Source organism: Bacillus sp. B2-WWTP-C-10-Post-4 (assembly GCF_009183805.1).
Taxonomy (GTDB): domain Bacteria; phylum Bacillota; class Bacilli; order Bacillales; family Bacillaceae_G; genus Bacillus_A; species Bacillus_A cereus.
The window spans coordinates 24,192-48,608 of record NZ_WEII01000031.1 but is presented as its reverse complement, the minus strand read 5'-3'; the positions used below and the strand labels follow the sequence as shown (position 1 = coordinate 48,608).

The following is a 24,417-nucleotide window of genomic DNA, read 5'->3' as shown; positions in this document are numbered from 1 at the left end:
TAGGCACGCCGCCAGCGTTCATCCTGAGCCAGGATCAAACTCTCCAATAAAGTTAGTTTGTCTAGCATCTAAAATAAAAATTGACGTTTCACGTTGTTTGTTTCGTTCAGTTTTCAAAGAACTACTTTGTCGCTCAGAAGCGACTTTATCAATATAACATTTCGTTATATTTTCGTCAACAACTTTTTTCAATAAGTTGTTTTTCGTTTGTTTTGTTTGTTACCTTTCGTGGCAACGAATATAAATATACCAGTTTGATTATTAAAATGCAATAGTTTTTCTAATAAAATTTTTAACTTAGTAAAAAAGTATAAAAACAGCACATTTCTTCTATATAAATATAATTTCTCGCACTATCAAGATTTACTATACCCACGCAACTCATGCTCAAATAAAAAAAGCTTTGGAGAAATCTCCAAAGCTTAGTCTTGTTTATGGCGCATAGCAGGGAATAATAATACATCACGAATAGATGGTGCATTTGTTAATAACATAACTAGACGATCAATACCGATTCCTAATCCACCCGTAGGAGGCATACCGTACTCAAGAGCTTCAATATAATCGTCATCCATCATGTGAGCTTCGTCATTACCTTGTTCGCGCTCTTTTAATTGCGCTTCAAAACGTTCTTTTTGATCGATTGGATCATTTAACTCAGTGAATGCATTTGCATGTTCACGCGCAACGATAAATAATTCGAAACGATCTGTAAATCTTGGATCTTCATCATTCTTTTTCGCAAGCGGCGAGATTTCTACCGGATGACCGTAAATAAATGTTGGTTGGATTAATTTATCTTCTACTTTTTGTTCGAAGAATTCATTTATAATATGACCAACTTCCATTGTATCTTTAATTTCTATATTATGTTCTTTTGCAAGTTCACGCGCTTCTTCTACACTCATCGGATTCCAGAAATCAGCTCCAGAGTATTGCTTAATCGCATCTACCATATGAAGACGTGTCCATTCTGGTTCTAGATTAATTTCATAATCACCATACTGGATTGTTGTTGTACCCAGTACTTTTTTCGCGATATGAGCAACCATATCTTCTGTTAACTTCATAATATCTTTATAATCAGCGTATGCTTCATATAATTCAATCATCGTAAACTCAGGGTTATGACGAGTTGATACACCCTCATTACGGAATACACGGCCAATCTCATATACTTTTTCTAAACCACCCACAATAAGACGCTTTAAATGTAGCTCAATTGCGATACGCATATATAATTCCATATCTAACGCATTATGGTGTGTAGTGAAAGGACGCGCAGAAGCTCCACCTGCAATTGCATGCATCATAGGTGTTTCCACTTCAAGATAACCGTTGTCATCTAGGTATCTTCTCATCTCACGAATGATTTTACTACGAGTAACGAACGTTTCACGACTTTCCATACTTGTAATTAAGTCTAAGTAACGTTGACGGTAGCGTTGTTCAACATCTTTTAATCCATGGTATTTATCTGGTAATGGACGAAGAGATTTCGTTAATAGCGTAAAGCCTGTTGCTTTTACTGAAAGTTCTCCAACGTTTGTTTTGAACACTTTACCTTCAATACCTACTAAATCACCTAAATCTGCTGTTTTAAATAATTCGTACTCGTCATCTCCAACAGCATCTTTACGAACATAAATTTGAACTTGTCCATGTAAATCTTGAACATGTGCAAATCCAGCTTTCCCTTTTCCGCGTTTTGTCATAATACGACCAGCGATAGAAACAGCGATTTCCTTCTCCTCTAATTCCTCTTTAGAGAACTCTCCATATAGACTCACTAAGTCAGTTGTTGAATTTGTGCGTTCAAATCTTTTACCGAACGGGTCAATTCCTTGTTCACGTAAATTATGTAGCTTTTCACGACGAACAATCAATTGGTCGTTTAATTCTTCGTGGTTCATGTTATCCATGATATTGATATCACTCCAGCTCTATTTAATTTTACAATATATACAGTATAGCATTTTCTACTCAACTAGAAAAACTGCCAGCAACTAACTGGCAGCTCTTCTTTCTTTCACGTAATTATAGGAAGTGTATAGAAGAATGTCAATCTCCTATGTCCATTATTAACCAACGTAAATTGTTTGTTGTTTCGCTTCCACTTCTTCTACAAATGTACCTAACACATTCGCAAGGTCTTCCCGTGTGTTACAAGCATTAATACCATTACGTACACTCGCATTACCACGAACACCTTTTAAATACCAAGCTGCATGTTTTCTCATCTCTCTTACAGCGACACTTTCATTCTTTAAGTTGATAAGACGATCTAGATGCAACATACATACATCAATTTTCTCGCGCACTGTTGGTTCCGGCATTAATTCACCTGTCTCCAAATACTTTACCGTACGATAAATCATCCACGGATCTCCAAGAGCAGCACGACCAATCATAACACCATCTACACCAATTTCATCAAGCATACGCTTTGCATCTTGCGGCGTTGCGACATCACCATTTCCGATAACCGGGATATTTACAGATTGTTTTACTTGTTTAATAATATCCCAATCCGCTTTTCCTTCATACATTTGCACTCGTGTACGTCCGTGAACCGCCACAGCTTGGCCACCAGCACGCTCAACAGCCCTAGCATTTTCTATTGCGAAAATATGTTCTTCATCCCAACCGATACGCATTTTAACTGTAACCGGCTTTTCAACAGCATCTACAACCGCTGCTACCATTTCATATATTTTATTCGGGTCTAAAAGCCACCTTGCCCCAGCATCACATTTAACGATTTTCGGCACTGGACAACCCATATTAATATCAATTATGTCTGCTGTTGTATATTTATCTACATATTTCGCAGCATCTACAAGAGTTTCTTTCTCTCCACCAAAAATTTGTAAACTTAATGGCTTTTCTCTCTCGTCGATATATAACATATCTAATGTTCTTTTATTATTAAGCAATATTGCCTTATCACTTACCATTTCAGCACAAACTAAGCCGGCACCAAATTCTTTTACTGTTAAACGGAATGCAGAGTTACACACTCCCGCCATCGGTGCTAGTACAACCGGATTTTTCATCTCGATATTTGCAATCTTTAACAATCAATCTACTCCTTCCTGTACAATCACTTTGGCATTAATTCCTCTATCGAAACATTTAATGCCTTAGCAACTTCTACTACAAAATCTTGAGAAGGCGATCTATTCCCTCTCTCAACCTCACCTAAAACAGATACAGATACCCCTAGTGCTTTAGCAAAACCTTCTTGTGTGTAACCTTTTAGCTTTCGAAAAGCACGAATGCGTCTTCCCCATTTTTCTGCTTCCATACCGTTACTCCCTCTCGCCTTTTCATTTCTTCTACTTGTGAACATGAAATGTTTTGTTTTATGTCTTGATTAATTTCTAACAACGGAACGATAACAAAAGCTCTTTCAAACATCCGCGGATGCGGAACAATAAGATTCTCTGCTTCAATATTCTCTTGATTATAAAGTAAAATGTCAAGGTCGATAGTCCTCGGCCCCCACCTAATTTCCCTTTTTCTTCCTAGGTCATTTTCTACTTTTTGTGTTACTTTCAATAATTCTTGTGGTGATAAATTGGTAGAAATTTTTATAACTAAATTTAAAAAGCAACTTTGGTCAGTATAGCCAACTGGCTCAGTTTCATATACAGATGAAATATCATCAACCTGAATATAAGGATTTTTATTTAAAAACTGAATCGCTTCGGTTAGATACGTATAACGCTCTCCAATATTTGACCCTAATGCAATGTAAGCTATATTGTTCATGGACGTTCTCTCGTAATTTCTACTGCTACAGCACGATAATGACCCGGTATCGGTGGATCCGGCTTAATTACCTTAATTGTACAGCGCGAAATACTTTCATATTGTTTTAATATATCTGCAGCAATATTTTCAGCGATACTCTCCACAAGCTTATACTTTCTATCCTCAACAACTTTTCTACATAATTCGAAAAGCTCTCCATAATTGGCCGAATGCTCTAAGTCATCACTTTCCCCTGCACGCTTTAAATCCAACTCCACCGTTAAGTCAACTTTAAATCTCTGACCTAATTTATTCTCCTCTGGGAACACGCCATGATAACCATAAAACTCCATATCATGGATATAAATTTTATCCAATTACCTTACCCCCTTACCAATCATCGCATCCATCATTTTAGCCATACGCGCCATTTCTTTCACATCATGGACACGAACAAACTCACAGCCCTTTTCAATACCAAGACAAACAGTAGCTCCCGTTCCCTCAAGGCGTTCCTCTACTGGCAAATCTAATACGTGCCCAATAAAGGACTTTCTCGAAGTACCTAAGAGAACCGGATAACCTAGCACATTTAACTGTTCTAAATTACGCATCGCCTCTAAGTTCTGCTCAGGTGTTTTAGCAAAACCGATACCTGGATCTAAAATAATATTCTCATCTCGCACACCAGCATTTTTAGCAATTTTAATACTGTCATACAAATCAGCAATCATATCCGCCATTAAATTACGATAATTCATGTTATCGCGGTTATGCATTAAAATGATGGGTACATCGTAATGAGCTGCGACTTCAGCAATTTTCGGCTCCGCCTTCGCTCCCCAAATATCATTAATAATATGAGCACCAGCATCAATTGCTTGCTTTGCAACTTCAGCTTTATATGTATCGATAGATATAGGCAATTTTACTTCTTTTGAAACTGCTTGAATCATCGGGACAACTCGCTTTATTTCTTCTTCTACTGATACTTTAGCAAAACCCGGGCGAGTAGATTCGCCACCAATATCAATAATATGAGCACCTTCACCTTGCATTTCTTTTGCGTGACGCACCGCAGCATCTACCTCGTTGTAACTCCCACCATCAGAAAACGAATCTGGTGTTACATTTAAAATCCCCATAATTAATGTCTTTTCATTTAAATTCAATGTATATTCGCCGCAGCGTAAATCATAATCCCACTTCAAACTACACATCTCCTCTTCGTAATTCATTTCTGCTCCATAATTTCTCTCTTTGCATTCCATAAAGGTACATTAAACTTTTTGTAACCACTCCTACTTTACCCGGGAAATCCTGCGCTTCTATACGATAAAGCGGAACAATTTCTTGAATGGAGTTTGTTACGAAGACTTCATCCGCTGAAAGTAGCTCATCTTTTGTAAAGAAACCTTCCTTTACTTCTATATTTAATTCTTCAGCACTCTTTATAATAAACGCACGAGTGATACCATTTAAAATCCCTGTCTCTAACGAAGGTGTATATAAAACATCACCTTTCACAAAAAATAGATTGGAAACAATACCCTCTGCAACATAACCTGCTTCAGTAAGAAAAATACCTTCCTTACTCACAACATTTCCAATTTCACGCTTCCCTAAAATATTATTTAAATAATGATGAGACTTCAGGCGAAATGGTCCTTCCGGTGTATTTCGCACTTGTTTTAGAATAACACCTTCTTTTTCCACTACATCTCCTGGAGCTGTTAAAGATTTTATAAAAACAATAACCGAAGGCTCTTCATACATTTCCGTTTGTAATCCTATTTCATCTATACCCGCTGATACATTAAAACGTACATATGCATGCTTCAATTCATTCTTAGCGAGTAAATCTTTCAAAATAAGCATCACGTCATTTTTTGTCATTGTCCATTTAATTTGCAATGTATCCAGCGCTTCTATTAAACGGTCATAATGATCATCCAATAAGAAAGGATGACCATTATAAATACGAAACGTTTCAAAAACTCCAAGACCATATAAATAACCATGATCATAAGGAGAAATTTTCGCTTCACTTGCTTCTACATACTGACCATTTACGTAAATTAACATAACGTTGCACTTGGACTGTATTTACAAATGAAATTCTGTAACAACTCTTTCCCATGAGAAGTCATAATAGATTCCGGATGGAATTGCACACCCTCTATCGGCAATGTCTTATGACGAAGTGCCATAATTTCTCCTTCCTCTGTCCAAGATGTTACCTCTAAGCAATCGGGTAACGTCTCTTTCTTAACAATAAGGGAATGATAGCGCGTCGCAGTAAACGGATTAGGAATATCCGAAAAAATCGTCTTTCCATCATGATGCATAAGCGACGTTTTCCCATGCATTAATCGTTCTGCACGGACAACCTCTCCACCAAACACTTGTGCAATGGATTGATGCCCTAGACAAACTCCAAAAATCGGAATCTTTCCAGCAAAGTATTTAATAACTTCCATACTAATCCCCGCTTCATTAGGACTACATGGACCTGGAGAAATCATTAGAAAATCTGGTTTCATATTCTCAATATCTGAAATGGTCACTTCATCGTTACGTTTAACAACGAGCTCTTGTCCAAGTTCTCCAAGAAACTGCACTAAATTAAATGTAAAAGAATCATAATTATCAATCATTAATATCATTTCTCTCACCTAACCGTTTCTTCGCTACGTTCTTTTGCACGCCATAAAGCAATCGCCTTTTTTAACGACTCTTTATATTCATTTTCTGGATTTGAATCAATTACAATTCCCGCCCCTGCTTGTACATGAGCCTTTCCATCTTTAGCAAGAAGTGTTCTAATTACAATATTCAATTCTGTATCTCCAGAATAACCAATCCAACCGATTGAACCTGTATAAATCCCTCTTCGAACAGGTTCTAATTCCTCAATAATTTCCATCGTACGTATTTTCGGGGCACCAGTAATTGTTCCCCCAGGGAATACAGCCTTCACTAAATCAAAAGCATCTTTATCTTCTTCCACCTCACCACGCACATTAGAAACAATATGCATAACATGTGAGTATTTCTCAATTACCATAAATTCATCTACTTCTACAGTGCCATATTTACAAACACGTCCTAAATCATTTCTTTCTAAATCCACAAGCATTACATGCTCTGCTCTTTCTTTTTCGTTTTCAATTAATTCTCTTGCTAATTCTTCATCCTCTTGCTCATCCGCGCCTCTAGATCTCGTTCCAGCAATTGGTCTTGTACTTACTTCAGTTCCTTGTTTCTTAATTAACAACTCTGGCGATCCACTAACAATTTGAAAATCCCCAAGCTCCAGGTAACCCATATATGGAGATGGATTAATTTCACGAAGACTTGTATAAATTTCTAGTGGGTGTGTCTGTAACGTTCTTTCTTGTCTCGTCGACAAGTTTACTTGGAACACATCACCCGCCCCAATATATTCTTGAATACATTCAACTGCCTTCATAAAGCCAGCTTCAGTAAAAGCAACTGCTTCACTTTTCTTTTCAGGACTTTCAAAGGGCACAGTCACTTCAGGCGCTTCTGTCATCCAAAGACTCTTCCACTCATTTAGCCGTTCTTTTGCCTCTTCATATTTATCTACATAATGCGTAATAACCCATAACACTTGTTCTTTTTGATCATAGACAAATACGTCATCAAATAATAAAAAGAAGATGTCAGGTATATTAATATCATCTTCCGCAAGAGAAGGTAGCTTTTCAATATAACGGATACAGTCATAACTGAAATAGCCAATTGCACCACCTTGAAAAGGCGGATACTCTGGGTTATAGTCCGTCTTCCATTGTTCCATATATTCTTGCATTAAATCTAACGGATTCCCTCGTTTTATTGTTTCCTTACCACTTTCACTTATATGTAACGTTTCATCCTTCCCTTGGATTACCGCTACTGGGTTCAGCCCTACAATGTTATAACGACCGCCACGGCCGCTTTCTAACAAAATATGTTGCAATTTACCCTGAGAAAGAAATTTATATTGCTTAAAGAAATCTAACTGATATGGAATAGAAAGCGCTAAAGATTTTCTTCGTTGCATATCAACACCCCGTCTTCTTTTATCCCACCCTCTTAGATTAACCAGCTCAAACTACATAAGTTATTTATATAGAGATTGATTATACTCGAAGGCTAGTGAAAATAATTTAATTATACTACCTCTTATTTTACATGAAGTTTTCTAGTCATTCACTCTTTTCCTATTTCCAATCCCAAAAGAAAAAGCACCCTTTTTCAAGGATGCTTTTTCAATCGCGTTTAATTATGATTCAAATTGATAAAGTGGTGTACTTAAATAACGTTCACCGTTACTCGGGATAATAACAAGTACCTTTTTCCCTTTACCTAACTTTTTCGCAACTTCTGTTGCTGCATAAATAACTGCACCTGAAGAGATACCAACTAAAATACCTTCCTCTTTAGCCACTCTTCTCGCATATTCAAATGCTTGCTCTGTTTTCACTTGAATAATTTCATCATATACTTCTACATCCAACGTCTCCGGAATAAATCCCGCCCCAATTCCTTGGATTTTATGTGGACCTGGTTTCCCACCAGATAATACTGGTGAATCTGCAGGTTCTACTGCATAAATTTTAATATCTTTATACGCTTCCTTCAGTACTTCACCCGCACCAGTAATCGTTCCACCTGTACCAATACCTGCAATAAACGCATCTAATTGGTCGCCCATTTGTTCAATAATTTCTGGACCTGTTGTTAAACGGTGAATTTCTGGATTCGATTGGTTTTTGAACTGTTGTGGTATAAAGTAGCCATGCTCTTTTGCTAATTCAGTCGCTTTACGAATTGCTCCACCCATTCCTTCAGGCCCTGGAGTCAATACTAATTCCGCACCGTAAGCACGTAATAAATTACGACGCTCAATACTCATTGTTTCTGGCATTACTAAGATTGCATTATATCCTTTAGCAGCCGCTACCATCGCTAAACCAATTCCTGTGTTACCACTTGTCGGCTCAATGATTGTATCGCCTTCTTTTAATAATCCATTTTTTTCAGCATCTTCAATCATAGCTAATGCGATACGATCTTTAACGCTACTCCCCGGATTCATAAATTCTAATTTTAAGTATATATCTGCGCTGTCTGATTCTACGATGCGGTTCAACTTGACGATCGGCGTTTTCCCGATTAATTCTGAAACTGATTGTGCCACTCGCATTCCTGTCACTCCTAACACCGAGTATTTTTATTGGTTTTATCTATATTTAGATTTTGTCAGAAAATTCCCTGTTTGTCAATTCATTTGGAGGATTGCTCCTCTTAATTCCCTTATTACAAATTCTCGATTAAATTTGTAATATCTTCTTTAGAGAACTTGTATCGTTCATTACAGAAATGACAGTGCACTTCTGTCTCTTCCTCTTCTTCACGAACTTGCTCTAACTCTGTTTTACCTAAACTAATTAATACACTCTCAATACGCTCGCGTGAGCATGTGCAATTAAATTGAACATCCATCGTTTCTAATACTTTTACTTTATCTTCTCCAAGAACTGCATATAGTAGCTCTTCCGGAGAAAGGCCTTGTTCAATCAACGTTGATACAGGGGGAATTTTTTGTAAACGGTCTTCAATAAATGAAATCGTTTCATCTTGCGCACCCGGCATAATTTGAAGGATGAATCCACCTGCCGCTAATATGCTATCATCTCCATTTACAAGAACACCAACACCTACAGAAGAAGGCGTTTGTTCAGAAACTGCAAAATAATACGTAAAGTCTTCTCCTAATTCTCCTGAAACGATTGGAGATTGACCAATAAACGGTTCACGCATTCCAATATCTTTAATTACAGTTACAAACCCCTCTGTACCTACCGCTTGATATACACGTAACTTCCCTTGTTCTGTTCCTTCAAAATCAACATGCGGATTCGTTACATAACCACGTACATCTCCATTTGCATGAGCATCTACTAAGATAGGACCAATCGGACCGTTACCTTCTACCTTAATCGTTAACTTTTGCTCACCTTTTAACATTGCGCCCATCATTGTACCCGCAGTTAAAGAACGCCCTAGTGCTGCTGAAGCTGTTCTCCATGTATCATGACGTCTTTGCGCCTCACTTACTGTATTTGTTGTACGTACACTATACGCACGCACTTCTCCATCAAACGCTAACGCTTTTACTAAATAATCTTTCATACGTATTTATTCACCTTTCTCATGCTGTAAATTTGCATTACGTTCATATAACATGTATAAACCTTTTAACGTTAAAAATGGATCTACAATATCAATTACATTCGATTCTTCGGAAATTAATTTTGCTAATCCACCTGTTGCAATAACTTTAGGTTCTTGTCTAGCTTCTTCTTTCATACGCTTAACAATACCTTCCACTTGTCCAACATAACCATAAAGAATACCCGATTGCATCGCACTTACTGTATTTTTCCCAACTACACTGCTTGGTTTTGTAATTTCGATACGAGGAAGTTTTGCTGCTCTGCTATATAAAGCCTCTGCTGAAATCATAATTCCTGGCGTAATAACTCCACCCATATAATGCTTTTCTTCGTTAATATAACAATATGTAGTAGCCGTACCAAAATCAACAATAATAAGCGGACTTCCATATAGGTGGATTCCTGCTACTGCATTTACAATTCGGTCTGCGCCTACTTCACGCGGATTTTCATATTTAATATTTAGCCCTGTTTTTATCCCAGGCCCTACTACAAGCGGTTTAATTTTAAAATATTTTTCACACATGCGCTCTAAAGCAAACATAATTGGTGGTACGACTGAAGACACAATAATACCTTTCACATCTTCAAACGAAAGACCTTCATGCTCAAGCAATTGCTTTACAAGCATTCCATATTCATCTTCTGTCTTATGACGATCTGTTTCCATGCGCCAATGCTGACGAAGTTCCCCCTCTTCAAACACACCTAGTACAGCATTTGTGTTCCCTACATCCAATACAAAAATCATATTCTCACCACTTATCTTATTTAATCTATATTTGTGCAGTATGTATAAAACTTATAAAAACATCATATCACACATACTTATATAATCAGCTTTCCTATCCTCATCATTTTACAAAAAGATTGCTCTCTATTTCAATTTTTAATACTAGTTTTACTTAAATTACTTTATCCACTAAGTTCTCAATAGTAATTAACAAAGGTTTTTACAAACAAAAAAGGAGTGACGATAGTCACTCCTTCGTTTCTTACTTATCTTCTTTATCTTCATCGTCTTTCTTCATGTTGATGTTTACTTTCACATCATCTGAAGATGTTGGACGTTCTGGCAATCTGCCGTAATCACATAAATGATTGATTTGCTCAGCATCTAACGTTTCTACTTCAAGTAACGTTTTTGCAATAAGATCTAGCTTATCACGATTTTCAGTAAGAATGTCTTTTGCACGAGCATAACATTCTTTCATAATCGTTTGCATTTCTACATCGATATCGTGTGCAATTGCATCACTGTAGTTTTGCTCTGAATGGAAGTCTCTTCCTAAGAACACTTGACCACCTTGCGAACTACCAAATTGCATTGGTCCAAGCTTATCACTCATACCGAATTCTGTAACCATACGTCTTGCAATGCCCGTCGCACGTTGGAAGTCGTTGTGAGCACCTGTACTCACTTCACCAAATACAATCTCCTCAGCTACTCGACCACCAAGTAAACCAGTGATTTTATCAAGTAACTCTGGCTTTGTCATGAAGTAACGATCTTCTTTCGGAAGCATTACTGCATATCCACCAGCTTGACCACGAGGGACAATTGTTACTTTATGAACGACATCAGCTTCATCAAGAACAACACCAATTACAGTATGACCCGCTTCATGGAAAGCAACGATATTACGTTCTTTTTCAGAGATAACACGACTTTTCTTAGCCGGACCTGCAATAACGCGATCCGTTGCTTCATCAATGTCACTCATATCAATTTTCTTCTTATCTTGACGCGCAGCTACTAAAGCAGCTTCGTTTAATAAGTTTTCAAGATCAGCACCAGAGAATCCTGGCGTACGAGTTGCAATTGCTCTTAAGTTGATATTCTCATCAAGCGGTTTATTACGAGCATGCACCTTCAGTACAGCTTCACGGCCATTTACATCTGGACGATCTACTGTAATTTGACGGTCAAAACGACCTGGACGTAATAATGCTGGATCAAGAATATCAGGACGGTTTGTCGCAGCGATGATAATAATACCTTCGTTTGCACCGAATCCATCCATTTCAACAAGTAATTGGTTCAACGTTTGCTCACGCTCATCATGGCCACCACCAAGACCTGCGCCACGTTGACGCCCTACTGCATCAATTTCATCAATGAAAATGATACAAGGAGCATTTTTCTTTGCATTTTCAAATAAATCACGTACACGTGATGCACCGACACCGACAAACATCTCTACGAAGTCAGAACCACTGATAGAGAAGAATGGAACGCCAGCCTCACCTGCAACAGCACGTGCTAATAAAGTTTTACCTGTACCTGGAGGTCCAACTAATAGGACACCCTTTGGAATACGAGCACCAACTTCAGAGAACTTACGAGGGTCTTTCAAGAATTCAACTACCTCAACAAGTTCTTGTTTCTCTTCATCCGCACCAGCAACATCTCTGAAACGAACTTTTTTCTTTTCATCATTATATAACTTCGCCTTACTTTTCCCGAAGTTCATAACACGGCTACCGCCGCCTTGAGCTTGGTTTAATAAGAAGAAGAATAAAATGAAGATGATGACAAATGGAATGATTGAAGTAAAGAATGTTACCCAAGCACTTGTTTCTTCTGCTGGTTGATACTTAACTTCGGCACCTTTCGCTTTATCATTAATTTTCTTTTGTAATTCCTCAGTATTTGGTGCATAAGTAACAAATTGTTCTCCTTGGCTAGAGTTATTAAATTGTCCTTTTACCTCAAATACACCATTTTTCGGTTGAAGTTGCACATTACGCACTTCACCGCTTTCTAGTTTAGTAATGAATTTGTCGTAGCTAACTGATGTCGTTTTTTGTGTCGAACCATTAAAATAGCTCACGATTCCAATTACTACTAAGAATATCAGTAAATAAAAGATGGTATTACGGAAGATACGATTCATTCCTAACCTCCTCTCACGGCATAAACACTATAGTAAATCGTAACATAGAAAAACTTTCCTATACAATTGTGAAGCCTATATTTAATTAATTTGAGTAAACGCTTGGTTTTAATACGCCTACATAAGGAAGATTACGGTACTGCTCTTTATAATCTAATCCATATCCTACTACAAATTCATGTGGAACAGTAAATCCAACATAATCCGCTTTCAGATCAACCTTACGGCCTGTTGGCTTATCTAATAATGTAACAATTTTTACAGACTTCGCTTTACGATATTTGAATAAGTCTACTAAGTAGCTTAGTGTAAGACCACTATCAATAATATCTTCGACGATTAAAATATCGCGACCTTCTACAGAAGTATCAAGATCTTTTAAAATTTTCACTTCGCCTGTTGAAACTGTAGAGTGACCGTAACTAGATACAGCCATAAAATCCATTTCAAGATATGTATCTGTTCTCTTTAATAAATCTGCCATGAATGGCATTGCGCCTTTTAATACACCAATTGCAAGAGGTACTGTGTTTTTATAATCCTCTGCAACAATTGCACCTAGTTCGCGCACCTTTTCTTGTATTTGCTCTTCAGAAATTAATACTTTTTCGATATCTTGATTCATCATTTCATTATCCTCCCGGAAGACTCCTTGCTTTTGTAGTGAATAATCATATATTTATCCTTCTTTGCCATCTCTTTCGAAATTGCAAATGCAGATCGCTTCAACAAGGGTATCCAAATAATGGTCCCACTTGCATCACAAACGACCGGCCATTCTTCTCTTTTTTCTTTCGGTACTTTTGCTTCGATAAAAATAGCTTTTATCTTTTTCGTGCCATTCATACCTTGTATTGACATGCGATCTCCATTTTCCCTAGAACGAATACGAAGTGGATATGATATATCATTATACTTAGCAACAAATACTGTTTCATTCATGTTACTTGGTATATCTTCGCTCACCTCTGTTACAAATTCATCCCCGTTCAATAGCGTAATGGTCCCGGGTACTGATAAATCTTGTAAAAAAGGAGAAACAATTTCTTGTTTAAATCTAAAGCTACACTCCTCGTATGTACGAACAATTTTCAAATCACCTGGAAAATCAAGTGAACCTGAAGGTTGTGTCCGCTTAAAAAACTCAATCACCTTGTCAATATGTATGGAAGAAAGAGAAGATGGAATCTTATATTCATAAAGATAGTTTAATATTAGTTGAATCCCTCTTCTTTGTAAAGGCATAGACATGGATTCAAAGGCAGGAATTGATAAGCTAATTTGTTTATCACTTTTTTTTGTAATTACTTTATTCATTTTCTCAAAAGCTAATTCCTGCAAATAAGCCTCATCCTCTTGCATCTGCACGCTAAATTTTTGGAATTTCTCATGCACTTGTGGATTTTCTTCTTTCAAATGAGGAAGGACATATTTACGTAATCGATTCCTTGTATATACTTCCTTTTTATTACTCGGATCTATACGTGGCATTAAATTTAGCTTATTACAGTAATCAACAATTTCTTCCTTCGTTACCCCAAGTAACGGCCTAATTAAATACCCATTATGAAAAGGACGCTTCACTGCAATTCCTGCATATCCTTTCGGAGTACTCCCTCTTACAAGACGCATTAAAATTGTCTCGACTTGATCATCTCCATGATGTCCAAGAGCAACATATCTTGCATCATATTTCTTCATTATTCTTTCCAAAAATGCATATCTGCATTCTCTAGCAGCAACCTGTGCATTCATTCCGTATTGCTGTTGATATTGTGATACATTAATCCTTATCGTTTCACAAATAATTCCCAGTTCTTCACAAAGGCCCTGCACAAACCGTAAATCCTCATGAGATTCATCACCTCTAAACATATGATCCACATGAGCTACTACAATTTTTAACTGTTTTTCCGCTCTTTTTTCTAATAAATAATATAAAAGCGCTAACGAGTCAGGACCACCAGAAACTCCCACAACAATTGTTGAATCATTCTTTAATACATCATGCTGCTTTACAAAGTCATCTACTTTTTCAACAAATGTATCTTTCAACTTCGTAATCACCTTTCATTAAACAAGAACAGCAACGTTAGTTGCCTTGTCTACAATGGTACAACTTTTACAAACATTGTGCAAAAAAAAGATATACAAAAATTACATTTTTATCTTACATCCTCCGTGTATATTCACAAAATTAATAACATTACCTTTTTCCACAAAAAAACCTAGGTATTCACCTAGGTTTTTAAAATCAAATTATAGATAAACATTCCACTTACATTTTACTGCGCCTGCATTCCTACAATCGGAATCGTAGCCCACTTCGGCATATTTTTCTTCACTTTTGCCACTACAATAGTCATATCATCATTTATATAACCATCACAAGAGCGAATCACTTCTTCCATAATGATATCAGCTATTTCTTGCGGGTCTTCGGTTTGCAATTCTTTAATTTTTCGTTTCATCCACAATTCATGATTCTCCACATGCTGTGCTCCTTCAAAAATCCCATCGCTCATCATAATAAGAATATCGCCCGTTTTTAATTGTTCACCCACCACATCAACTTCAACATCTTCAATGATTCCCATCGGCAAATTACTTGCTTCAATTTTCAAAATATTATTTGCGCGTTTAACAAAACTCGGCGTCGATCCAATCTTTAAAAACCTTGCACTCGCATCCCGCAAATCTACCATAGCTAAATCTAACGTCGTAAACATCTCTTCTGTCGTTCTCAAAGAAAGAATTGAATTGATAGACTTAATTGCTATTTCTTCATCAATGCCCGATTGGAGTATTTTTTGTAATAATTTCACCGTTTCCTTACTTTCCATATGAGCCCTTTGCCCATTCCCCATACCATCACTAATTGCAAGTGCATATTTACCAACACTTAAATCCATCATCGCATAAGAGTCACCCGAAACAAATCCACCGCCTTTTGCAGCTGTAGCCAATCCTGTATCAAGAGAATACGTCTTCGCCGAACCAAATGATATTAAACTATGGCCATTTGGATAAGAAGACTTTTCTTCATGTTTAACGACAATATTTTCTTTAAGGATATCCGAAAGCATCGGTGCAACTAACTTTTCACATTCACCATGTTCATTAGATGCAACTGGAATTAACATTTCAATATCAATACTTCCTCTATCTAAACAATAAATATCAACATGCTCTACTTCGACACCAAAATCACGGAATGCTTGCATAATCTGTTCTTCCTGCACTTGATGATTTTCACGCTCTCGTTGTATCTCCTTAGCAAAATCCTCCATAACCTTTGATACACCTAATAGTTGCTCCGCTACTATTCTACGATTTTCCTTCATTTGTTTTCGTAATTTTTGTCCCTCATAGAAGTGATCTAATTCACCCGCTACTAAATCCGTCACTTTTTTCCCTCTCACACAATGCTTGTCCCACTCACGAACTAATTTACGATTATGTTGCAGGGTTCCTTCTTCCGTTTCATTCATTATTTGTTTCATATAATCGTACGTTTTATCAAAATTCACTACCCAGCATTGATCCTTTTTAAAGCATGTTTGACATGTTTTCGCAGTAATTGTACTCAAAAACAAATCTGCTTCTGTCTCTTTATCTTCTTCCTCTACATACCCATATACAGAAAAGCTATTAGATAAAGCAGCAAATACATTTGCAAATTGGTTGATTTTATTTGCCGTAACATCACGCATCCTTCTTAAATATTGTTGTTGATCTTGCGAATGCTCTTGTGTACCTGGCATAAATTTAGCAATACGATCCAAAACAAGCTTCGGTGTTAATAAGAAGATAACAATCGCTACACCTGACTCAATTAAAGTTGTTACAATATTTGTCTGTTTGTCCACATATAATGTAATTAAGCTTGTCCCAATTAATAAACCTAAACTAACACCTAAACGCTTCCCTTCTTTTAACAATCCACCAAGCAATCCAGAGAAAGCAAGAAGGCTAAGCTGAGACAAGCTAGACACATTTGCTAAACTTAATATTAGTCCTGTTACAACCCCTACTGTGGATCCTGTGGCAGCACCTGCAATAAATGCAAATACTAGCACTAAATACCTTGTAAAAATATGTTGAATAGAAGCATCATATACAAACCAATCTGTTGTACCCGTTAAAACAGATGCTAGTAATATAATCAAACAAACAATTTCTTCCGTCTCTAATGCCTGTTGTTTTCCTTTCCTTTCCACTAAAAGCGGGACGCTTTGTAAAAATATCATAGTTAATACGAAACTAAGCCCAGCCTCAATGGTACTAACGAGTAAATCGTACATGGTGACAGTTTGTTGCGCAAAATATACAACAACTAAGTGTGCGGTTAATGCGGAGATAAATACTTGAAATGGAACAAGTCCAACAGTTTTACGTGTAAATCGACTAAAGAAGATATTATAAATGAAGAAGGTAAAGATAGATGCAAAGGTAAAAAACAAATTATCTATCGATACCGAAAGAGCTCCTCCCATTAGAGCTAAAAATGCTAGCGGCATCTTATCCCGCTTCATAACATAAACAGCAGCAAAAAATGGCAGTGCAAACGGTAAAATATTTGTTAATATATATGCTCGTCCCAAAAGAAAACCAATAACAACAATAATAAATCCCCATCTAAAGAAAACTTGCTCAAATTTCATTCGCAACTTACTCGTCCACTTTATTCCTCCAAGCTGACTCTCATTCATTGCCAATGCACTTGTATTCATAGTATTCCTTCCTGCTTTAGGCATATTTTTAACACCACCTGCATAGTTTAATTACTGTCATTATAAAAGATGATTGTTGGTTTTTTTGTCAAAACAACAGTTTTCACTTTTATAATCGTTCGACTTTTTATTCGAAATAACTCTACAGATATACACGGTATGTAAGTTATTTTTGAGATTTTAATTAAATATTCAGAAAATATAGGGTGATTTTGTAGAAGTGTTGTATATCTTAATTTATTTAACAAAAAAAGATCATGCAAATTTGCATGATCTTTTTAGATGACCCGTACGGGATTCGAACCCGTGTTACCGCCGTGAAAGGGCGGTGTCTTAACCACTTGACCAACGGGCCGTTAAATTAAATATAGCGGCGGAGGGGATCGAACCCCCGACCTCACGGGTATGAACCGTACGCTCTAGCCAGCTGAGCTACACCGCCATGTCGTCTTATTTAACGGACAATTAGTATCTTACATCAGATACTAATTAAAGTCAACACATCTCAAAAACTTTTTTAAAAATATTTTTAACATATAAAAAAGCACCCTGAGCCATCACTCTGGGTACCTCTCTATATGTTAAAAACTAAACGTCCTTATTATCCGCGACGCGCGCCACGGCCACCACGTTTAGACTCTGTGTTACGCTTTAAAGAAGTTAAACGATCTTCGCTATCTTTTAAGAAGCGTGCCATCTTTTGCTCAAATGTTTCTTTCGGAGCTCGGTCGTTACCGCCACCGCGATTATCTCTGTTGAAAGAGCGATTATTACGTTGTGGACGTCCAGAACGTTGTTGATCACCACCGCGTTGGTATTCACCGCGTGGACGATCTCCTTCTGTTTTTTCACGTTCTTTCGCTTTTTTGATAGATAAACCAATCTTTCCGTCTTTTTCAACATTAATAACTTTTACTTCTACTTGGTCGCCCACTTTTAAGTGATCGTTAATATCTTTTACATAGTTATCAGCAACTTCACTAATATGAACAAGACCCGTTAAGCCCTCTGGCAGCTCCACAAAAGCCCCAAAATTTGTAATACCTGTTACTTTACCCTGTAACTTGCTGCCTACCTCGATTGACATAAAAAAAATGCTCCTCCTTAGTGGTTAAAAAGTCAAATTTTACTTTATTATATATAATCCTAAAATATAGTGTCAATAAGACATACTCTACTTAGAAACAGGAAAAATTATCTCCCCTTTACCAGAGAAGAAATAATCCCTTCTAGCAATCTTTAATACGTACTCTTCATCATTTAACTTTTGAACTTCGTCTTTTAGACTTTTTTCTTTATTCGTTAATGAATCCAGTTCTTTTTTCATGTCCTTAACTTTTGCTTCTTTTGCTTTAATGGAACTGTTTTGTTGATAAAACGTTACACCAATACTCGCAATAATTGTAAAAGTAAAGACAAGAAAAACCGCTAAACGGCGATAAAGTCGCTTCCTGTTCTCATCCGTTTGTATTATATGCTCTTTAACAGGATTTGGACTCTGTTTTTCGATTGTTCTTTGTCTCAGTTCCCTCATTTCCGAGGTCCCCCTAACTTCTTTTTTATATGCTCCCATAGTTGGAAGATATGTTCCTTCAATTTTGCTATATATTGCAGGAACCCTATATGTTTCACTATAAAAAGTTTAACACGATTAGGGAGAAGTTTCCATATGAGCGAAGCAATAAATCGAACAGGCCAGAAAAAAACTTTCCATATGAAAAGTAATATCCAAATCACCATTTTCCATAACACATGTCCAATTGAAAGCAGTATACGAAATAAGAATAATATAAATGCAATAAATAGCTGCGCTATAATAATAACAGGTTTTATCATGAGTAGCTGTATAATTCGAACAAAAAAATATGTTGTTTGCATAAAAATATAGATGAGAAAATTTAACAGCTTCATGTATAGTGCCTTCAGTAAGCTTTGATATGCCGCAAAACCACATAATAATGCCAAAAACACATATATACGTAGCTCAGCTTCATTTACGAGAAGCAATACATAAAAGACGGATAATGCTTGGACAATCCAAAATAATATATCATGTATAAATACAAGCCAACGTTTACGTTCTTGGCGCTTTAAAAAACGTTGATATGTATCTAAAGACGCTCCAATCCAAGCACCCATTCCAATCATTGAAAGCATTGTATACAACTGAATTGTTAAGCTCATTTAAACAACTTACTAAAGAAACCTTTAGTTTTTTCCCCTTGATTTTCATCAATATACAGCATCTCATTAACTTTCCCTTTAATCGACACAATACCTTTTTCCACATCTAAATTTTTCATTTGTAAATTTTGACCACGAATTGTTAAAAAACCCATTACGGTCTCTAGTAAAAACTCTTCGCTATCAAAACTCTCTACCTGCTTCACACCGGTAATATCAATTATACGCCTGCCACGCATAATAATGTCATGCTCTACAGAAACATTTTGTTGATTAGAAGACGTAGGTGAGTAACCATTATTCACGTAAATCCCCCCATAGGTTTTTACTAGCTAATAGTAATGTATGAGGGGATAAATGATTTTAGAACAAGCCTTCTTCCGCTTTTACTTTTTCTTCACGAACTAAGCTATACATATTTGCTGCATCTTCTTTTTTAGTTGTTTCTTTTAATTCATTTATTTTCACAGTCACTATTTTTTGACCAAAACGAATTGTTAATTCGTCAGCTACTTTCACATCAGAACTTGCTTTTGCCACTTGACCATTAATAGATATTCTTCCTTGATCAGCTACTTCTTTCGCTAATGTTCTTCTTTTAATTAAACGTGATACTTTTAAAAACTTATCTAGACGCATATCAAATCCCCCTATTAACGCTCTGTCTGTTTCGCTTCTTCCCATAAAACATCTAACTGTTCTAATGATAAATCTTTCATCTCTTTATTCATTTCAGCTACTTTTGCCTCCATGTATAAAAAACGACCAGTAAATTTCTCATTAGTTGAACGTAACGCCTCTTCTGGATCTATTTTGTAATGACGAGCTATATTAACAAATGCAAATAGTAAATCACCAAACTCACCCAGCATCTTTTTCTCATCCATATTTGTAACCTCTTGTTGGAACTCTTGCCATTCTTCCAAAGCTTTCTCTATCATCGGTTGCACATCAACCCAATCAAATCCAACCTTACCAGCTTTCTTCTGAATTTCATAGGCGCGTAGTAACTGCGGCAAACTTTTGGGAACACCATTTAAAACAGATTCTTTCACGAATCCTTTTTCTTGTTTTTTAATTTCTTCCCAATTTGCAATCACTTCATCAGCGCTGTTTACATCCGTATTTCCAAACACATGCGGATGGCGACGAACCATTTTTTCAGATAGAGTTCGAATGATATCATCTATAGAGAACCAACCTTCATCTTCTCCGATTTGAGCATGAAGCATAACTTGTAATAATATATCACCTAATTCTTCTACTAAGTGATCATCATCCTCTTCATCGATTGCTTCCAACACTTCATAAGCTTCCTCAATTAAATATTTCTTTAATGATTGATGTGTTTGCTTTTTATCCCACGGACAACCATTTGGACCACGAAGTTCCGCAATAATTTCTCTAAGAACATCAAACTGTTGATACAAGGACGCACGCTCCTGAACTGGCGGCACGTACACACTCGTTAAATTATTCAATTCCGTTTCATGATCTAACATGTACAACGGTACCTTCTTTACTTGTTCAAATGAAGTTCCTGCAGCTGTTACGATATACACTTCATAATCATCTGGTAACATCTCCATTAATGTTAATTTCACATCAGATGCAACGAATGCATCATATACTTGGCAAAAGATTAAATGTTGACGCAGTTCTAATTGCCCTCTTTCAAATGATGTAGCATCAAGTAATTGGAATCCTTCAATCGGATCAATCTTTAGACTTGCAAACATAGGATCAAGGAAACTTTGTCCACCCTCAATTCGCACTTCAACATTTGAAACTTCTCCTTTTTCCAACAGTAGCTGAACTGTTCTTTCTGCTACAAGTGGATGCCCGGGAACAGCATAGATAATTTCTGTACCTTCAGCTTGTTCTAGCAATTTATTCGCAATTGTTTCATATACAATTTCAAACGTATCATGTGCTTCATATACAGCATCAAAAGACGTATATTGTACGCCTTCTTTCTCCAATTCTTCTATAACTGGATGTTCTTTCGTTCTAACAAACAGATGGTCTGCTTCTTTTATTTTTCGATATACACCCATCGTTAGCTGATCTAATTCACCAGCTCCTAAACCTAAAATAGTAATGATTCCACTCACAACCAGTCACCTCTATCCACTCTTCTTCAATGAACCTTCTTTTTTCTCTTGTTTCATAACGGTTCCTAATTCTTTTTTTGTAAATACACGTAATTTCAAAATAAAAAACATATATGTCAATCCGCCAATGGCTACACCTAACAACGCTTCAAGTGTCGCGCTTCCTCTATGTTCCGTATCAATTACTAATCCAGACATCTGTAACACACGTGTGAATATCATTAATACAAATCCCATACAGATACCACTAATTACTATCCCTAACATATTTCGCTTATTGATAAGTGACCCTGATACAGCTCTCGTAAGCAACAAAGTATTTAGTCCAGAGATTATAATTAACGCACATAAAGTCGCAAAGGCTGCACCTTTCACACCAAAATAAGGCATGAATATATAATTTAACGCTAACTTCAAGCAACCTCCAAATACAACAAATAATGCTGGCTTAAACGTTTGCCCCAATCCTTGTAAAATAGAAGCTGTCGTAATTGACAATGAACTAAATAAAATAGATAACGATAAAATAGATAAAACATCTGATCCATCACTGTTTTCAAACAACATAATATTCGTAGGTTGAATAATACAAGTTAGTCCAATAGCTGCTGCAAGTCCAATAACACATGTTATTTTCACTGCTAACTTTACCTTTTCTTGAATAAAGGAAAGATCTCCTCTTTCCTTCGCCGCTGTAATAATCGGAATAAGTGACAACGAGAAAGAAGTCGTCACAACAGTACCTAATTGCATTAGCGGAATACTTCTATCATAAACACCCTTTAATAACTTTGCATTTTCAGCCTGTTCTCCCACACCAATAAGTAAGCTGTAAAAGGACACTGAATCAGCCATCTGTATAAAAATAAGCACTAAATTACTAACACAAATCGCTAACCCCTGCCAAAAAAGGATTTTAACTATCTTCCTTTTACCCTTAATTCTCGCTGCACTTTTGAAGAATATAGAACGAAAATCTTGACGCATATACAATATAAGTACAATAATCCCAATAAGACCACCCGCAATTGAGCCTAACATAGCCCCTGCACCAACTGTATATAAATCAAATCCGTGAGCAATTAGGAATAGCGATAAAAATACAATAATAGAAACTCGAATTGTTTGTTCTATTACTTGCGAAACAGCCGTTGGCATCATATTATTAAATCCTTGAAAATACCCTCTTGCTACAGACAAAAATGGCATCAATAAGAATGAAAATGAAATAACACGTAGTAACTTATCTAAGTGTATATCGCCCATAGCTACCGCAATTGTTTCGGCCCCAAAAAACAATGTAAAGAAGCCTATAAAACCAATTCCTAATAAGAACCAAAAAGATACACAAATAATTTCTTCTGCTTCTTTTTGTTTTCCCCGCTCTAATCGTTCTGCAACCATTTTCGAAATGATAACAGGAAATCCATAAGTAGCTAAAATTAAACAAAATCCATAAAACGGGTAAATTTGTTGGTAAATATAAAACCCAATATCCCCCGCTATATTTTGATATGGAATACGGTAAAAAGCGCTTAATACTTTTGTAACGAAACTTGCAATCGTTAATATAATAGCCCCACGCCAAAAGGCTTGATACTTCTTCGCTTCCATACAAGAAAACTCCTTTTTCTATTCTCACCTCTCGTATTATATCATAAAGAAAAGAACAAACTCCCTTCCCAACACGGGTAATAATGAGTTCCTACACGTTAAAAATATTCAACGAAAAAAGGTAGCAAAGTGCTACCTTCATTCAATATACATATATCTCCAAATAATTGATTTCTCAAAAAGAAAGATCATAATTAGGAAAGATTGCTACTTCTAAAATCAATATACCCTTACTGTTCCATTTGTTTCGCTAAGAAACTGGCAGCAGTATTAACCGCTTTATGCTCGATCTCGCTTATAATAGCTTCTTTTGAAAAAATAATGACGGCTCCAATCGGATCTCCGTTTGCAACAATTGGTCCAACTGTATAAGAATGAACCTTTTCTGTTACACCATCAATAATGGAAATATCACTTTCATCCGTCATAATAACAGACTTTCGTTCTTCCATCGTTTTTTCAATTAAATCGCCAACACTTTTATTTAAGTATTCTTTTTTCGATACGCCTGATACTGCGATGATAGAATCTCGATCACACACAAGCACATTATGTCCTAAGCTGTCATATAAAGCATCAGCATATTCTTTTGCAAAATCACCTAGCTCACTAATTGGAGAATACTTCTTTAAAATTACCTCTCCATCGCGATCAACAAATATTTCTAGTGGGTCTCCTTCTCGAATACGTAAAGTTCTACGAATTTCCTTCGGGATTACGACCCTGCCTAAATCATCAATTCGACGTACGATTCCAGTTGCTTTCATTCTAATGCTGCCTCACTTTCTACTGATGATCAAAGTGGTGAATTTACCTGTTCATGTAAAAATCACCAACTGTTAGATATAGTATTTTACACATTAGTTCTTCT

24 protein-coding genes and 2 tRNA genes are annotated in these 24,417 nt (G+C 36.5%); all 26 read right to left on the bottom strand.

The annotated features are described in order from the left end of the window. Positions 1 to 422: 422 nt before the first annotated feature. Positions 423 to 1,922 (bottom strand): lysine--tRNA ligase, encoded by a 1,500-nt coding sequence (gene lysS / locus GBN78_RS14525; protein ID WP_098299822.1) that lies wholly within the window; start codon positions 1,920 to 1,922, stop codon positions 423 to 425. Positions 1,923 to 2,081: 159 nt separating this feature from the next. Then, a complete protein-coding gene (gene dusB / locus GBN78_RS14520) occupies positions 2,082 to 3,080 on the bottom strand; it encodes a tRNA dihydrouridine synthase DusB (RefSeq protein ID WP_086409614.1) in 999 nt (332 codons plus the stop codon). 23 nt (positions 3,081 to 3,103) lie between these two features. Next, positions 3,104 to 3,307, bottom strand: coding sequence for a helix-turn-helix domain-containing protein (locus GBN78_RS14515; protein WP_000387024.1), 204 nt, complete (start codon positions 3,305 to 3,307; stop codon positions 3,104 to 3,106). After that, positions 3,259 to 3,774: a 2-amino-4-hydroxy-6-hydroxymethyldihydropteridine diphosphokinase gene (folK, locus tag GBN78_RS14510; RefSeq protein ID WP_001059447.1), complete on the bottom strand. Its 516-nt coding sequence runs from the start codon at positions 3,772 to 3,774 to the stop codon at positions 3,259 to 3,261. Before folK ends, GBN78_RS14515 begins: the two co-directional genes overlap by 49 nt. Then, complete coding sequence (folB, locus tag GBN78_RS14505) at positions 3,771 to 4,133, bottom strand: dihydroneopterin aldolase (protein ID WP_098299821.1); 363 nt, start codon at positions 4,131 to 4,133, stop codon at positions 3,771 to 3,773. The genes folK and folB overlap by 4 nt, the downstream gene beginning before the upstream one ends. After that, a complete protein-coding gene (gene folP, locus GBN78_RS14500) occupies positions 4,134 to 4,994 on the bottom strand; it encodes a dihydropteroate synthase (RefSeq protein WP_130068102.1) in 861 nt (286 codons plus the stop codon). After that, positions 4,969 to 5,841 carry an aminodeoxychorismate lyase gene (gene pabC / locus GBN78_RS14495; RefSeq protein WP_098299818.1) on the bottom strand — a complete coding sequence of 291 codons (873 nt, stop codon included), beginning with the start codon at positions 5,839 to 5,841 and terminating at the stop codon, positions 4,969 to 4,971. The genes folP and pabC overlap by 26 nt, the downstream gene beginning before the upstream one ends. Further along, positions 5,835 to 6,422 carry an aminodeoxychorismate/anthranilate synthase component II gene (gene pabA / locus GBN78_RS14490; protein WP_000602296.1) on the bottom strand — a complete coding sequence of 196 codons (588 nt, stop codon included), beginning with the start codon at positions 6,420 to 6,422 and terminating at the stop codon, positions 5,835 to 5,837. The genes pabC and pabA overlap by 7 nt, the downstream gene beginning before the upstream one ends. A gap of 5 nt (positions 6,423 to 6,427) precedes the next feature. Then, on the bottom strand, positions 6,428 to 7,825 hold the full coding sequence (pabB, locus tag GBN78_RS14485) for an aminodeoxychorismate synthase component I (RefSeq protein WP_152127485.1): 1,398 nt from the start codon (positions 7,823 to 7,825) through the stop codon (positions 6,428 to 6,430). 222 nt (positions 7,826 to 8,047) lie between these two features. Beyond that, positions 8,048 to 8,971, bottom strand: coding sequence for a cysteine synthase A (cysK, locus tag GBN78_RS14480; protein WP_001261718.1), 924 nt, complete (start codon positions 8,969 to 8,971; stop codon positions 8,048 to 8,050). A gap of 113 nt (positions 8,972 to 9,084) precedes the next feature. Further along, a complete protein-coding gene (gene hslO, locus GBN78_RS14475; RefSeq protein ID WP_000656372.1) occupies positions 9,085 to 9,960 on the bottom strand; it encodes a redox-regulated molecular chaperone HslO in 876 nt (291 codons plus the stop codon). Positions 9,961 to 9,966: 6 nt separating this feature from the next. After that, entirely contained in the window at positions 9,967 to 10,755 is a 789-nt protein-coding gene (locus GBN78_RS14470) for a type III pantothenate kinase (RefSeq protein WP_000578368.1), read from the bottom strand. A 244-nt stretch (positions 10,756 to 10,999) separates the two neighbouring features. Beyond that, positions 11,000 to 12,901 carry an ATP-dependent zinc metalloprotease FtsH gene (ftsH, locus tag GBN78_RS14465; RefSeq protein ID WP_001079672.1) on the bottom strand — a complete coding sequence of 634 codons (1,902 nt, stop codon included), beginning with the start codon at positions 12,899 to 12,901 and terminating at the stop codon, positions 11,000 to 11,002. An 85-nt stretch (positions 12,902 to 12,986) separates the two neighbouring features. After that, a complete protein-coding gene (gene hpt / locus GBN78_RS14460; protein ID WP_000981844.1) occupies positions 12,987 to 13,529 on the bottom strand; it encodes a hypoxanthine phosphoribosyltransferase in 543 nt (180 codons plus the stop codon). Continuing rightward, positions 13,526 to 14,956: a tRNA lysidine(34) synthetase TilS gene (tilS, locus tag GBN78_RS14455; RefSeq protein ID WP_000655466.1), complete on the bottom strand. Its 1,431-nt coding sequence runs from the start codon at positions 14,954 to 14,956 to the stop codon at positions 13,526 to 13,528. Before tilS ends, hpt begins: the two co-directional genes overlap by 4 nt. Positions 14,957 to 15,186: 230 nt before the next feature. Then, positions 15,187 to 17,658 (bottom strand): stage II sporulation protein E, encoded by a 2,472-nt coding sequence (gene spoIIE / locus GBN78_RS14450; protein ID WP_001123552.1) that lies wholly within the window; start codon positions 17,656 to 17,658, stop codon positions 15,187 to 15,189. A 259-nt stretch (positions 17,659 to 17,917) separates the two neighbouring features. Next, a tRNA-Glu gene (locus tag GBN78_RS14445) sits at positions 17,918 to 17,989 on the bottom strand. A 13-nt stretch (positions 17,990 to 18,002) separates the two neighbouring features. Further along, positions 18,003 to 18,076 (bottom strand) — tRNA-Met (locus GBN78_RS14440). A gap of 159 nt (positions 18,077 to 18,235) precedes the next feature. Continuing rightward, on the bottom strand, positions 18,236 to 18,721 hold the full coding sequence (locus GBN78_RS14435; protein ID WP_000021451.1) for a S1 domain-containing RNA-binding protein: 486 nt from the start codon (positions 18,719 to 18,721) through the stop codon (positions 18,236 to 18,238). Positions 18,722 to 18,808: 87 nt separating this feature from the next. Further along, the gene (gene divIC / locus GBN78_RS14430; protein WP_001208738.1) at positions 18,809 to 19,168 is read right to left on the bottom strand and encodes a cell division protein DivIC; all 360 of its coding nucleotides are present in this window, start codon (positions 19,166 to 19,168) and stop codon (positions 18,809 to 18,811) included. Then, positions 19,165 to 19,818: a spore cortex biosynthesis protein YabQ gene (gene yabQ, locus GBN78_RS14425; RefSeq protein WP_070757065.1), complete on the bottom strand. Its 654-nt coding sequence runs from the start codon at positions 19,816 to 19,818 to the stop codon at positions 19,165 to 19,167. The genes divIC and yabQ overlap by 4 nt, the downstream gene beginning before the upstream one ends. Then, positions 19,815 to 20,123: a sporulation protein YabP gene (yabP, locus tag GBN78_RS14420; protein WP_001059104.1), complete on the bottom strand. Its 309-nt coding sequence runs from the start codon at positions 20,121 to 20,123 to the stop codon at positions 19,815 to 19,817. Before yabP ends, yabQ begins: the two co-directional genes overlap by 4 nt. A 58-nt stretch (positions 20,124 to 20,181) precedes the next feature. Beyond that, on the bottom strand, positions 20,182 to 20,457 hold the full coding sequence (locus GBN78_RS14415; protein WP_001234876.1) for an RNA-binding S4 domain-containing protein: 276 nt from the start codon (positions 20,455 to 20,457) through the stop codon (positions 20,182 to 20,184). A gap of 14 nt (positions 20,458 to 20,471) precedes the next feature. Continuing rightward, positions 20,472 to 21,932, bottom strand: a complete 1,461-nt coding sequence (gene yabN / locus GBN78_RS14410) for a bifunctional methyltransferase/pyrophosphohydrolase YabN (RefSeq protein WP_000014241.1) — start codon at positions 21,930 to 21,932, stop codon at positions 20,472 to 20,474. A 12-nt stretch (positions 21,933 to 21,944) separates the two neighbouring features. Then, entirely contained in the window at positions 21,945 to 23,546 is a 1,602-nt protein-coding gene (locus GBN78_RS14405) for a putative polysaccharide biosynthesis protein (RefSeq protein ID WP_152127484.1), read from the bottom strand. 230 nt (positions 23,547 to 23,776) lie between these two features. Beyond that, on the bottom strand, positions 23,777 to 24,313 hold the full coding sequence (gene spoVT / locus GBN78_RS14400; protein ID WP_000648302.1) for a stage V sporulation protein T: 537 nt from the start codon (positions 24,311 to 24,313) through the stop codon (positions 23,777 to 23,779). Between the last annotated feature and the right edge of the window lie 104 nt (positions 24,314 to 24,417).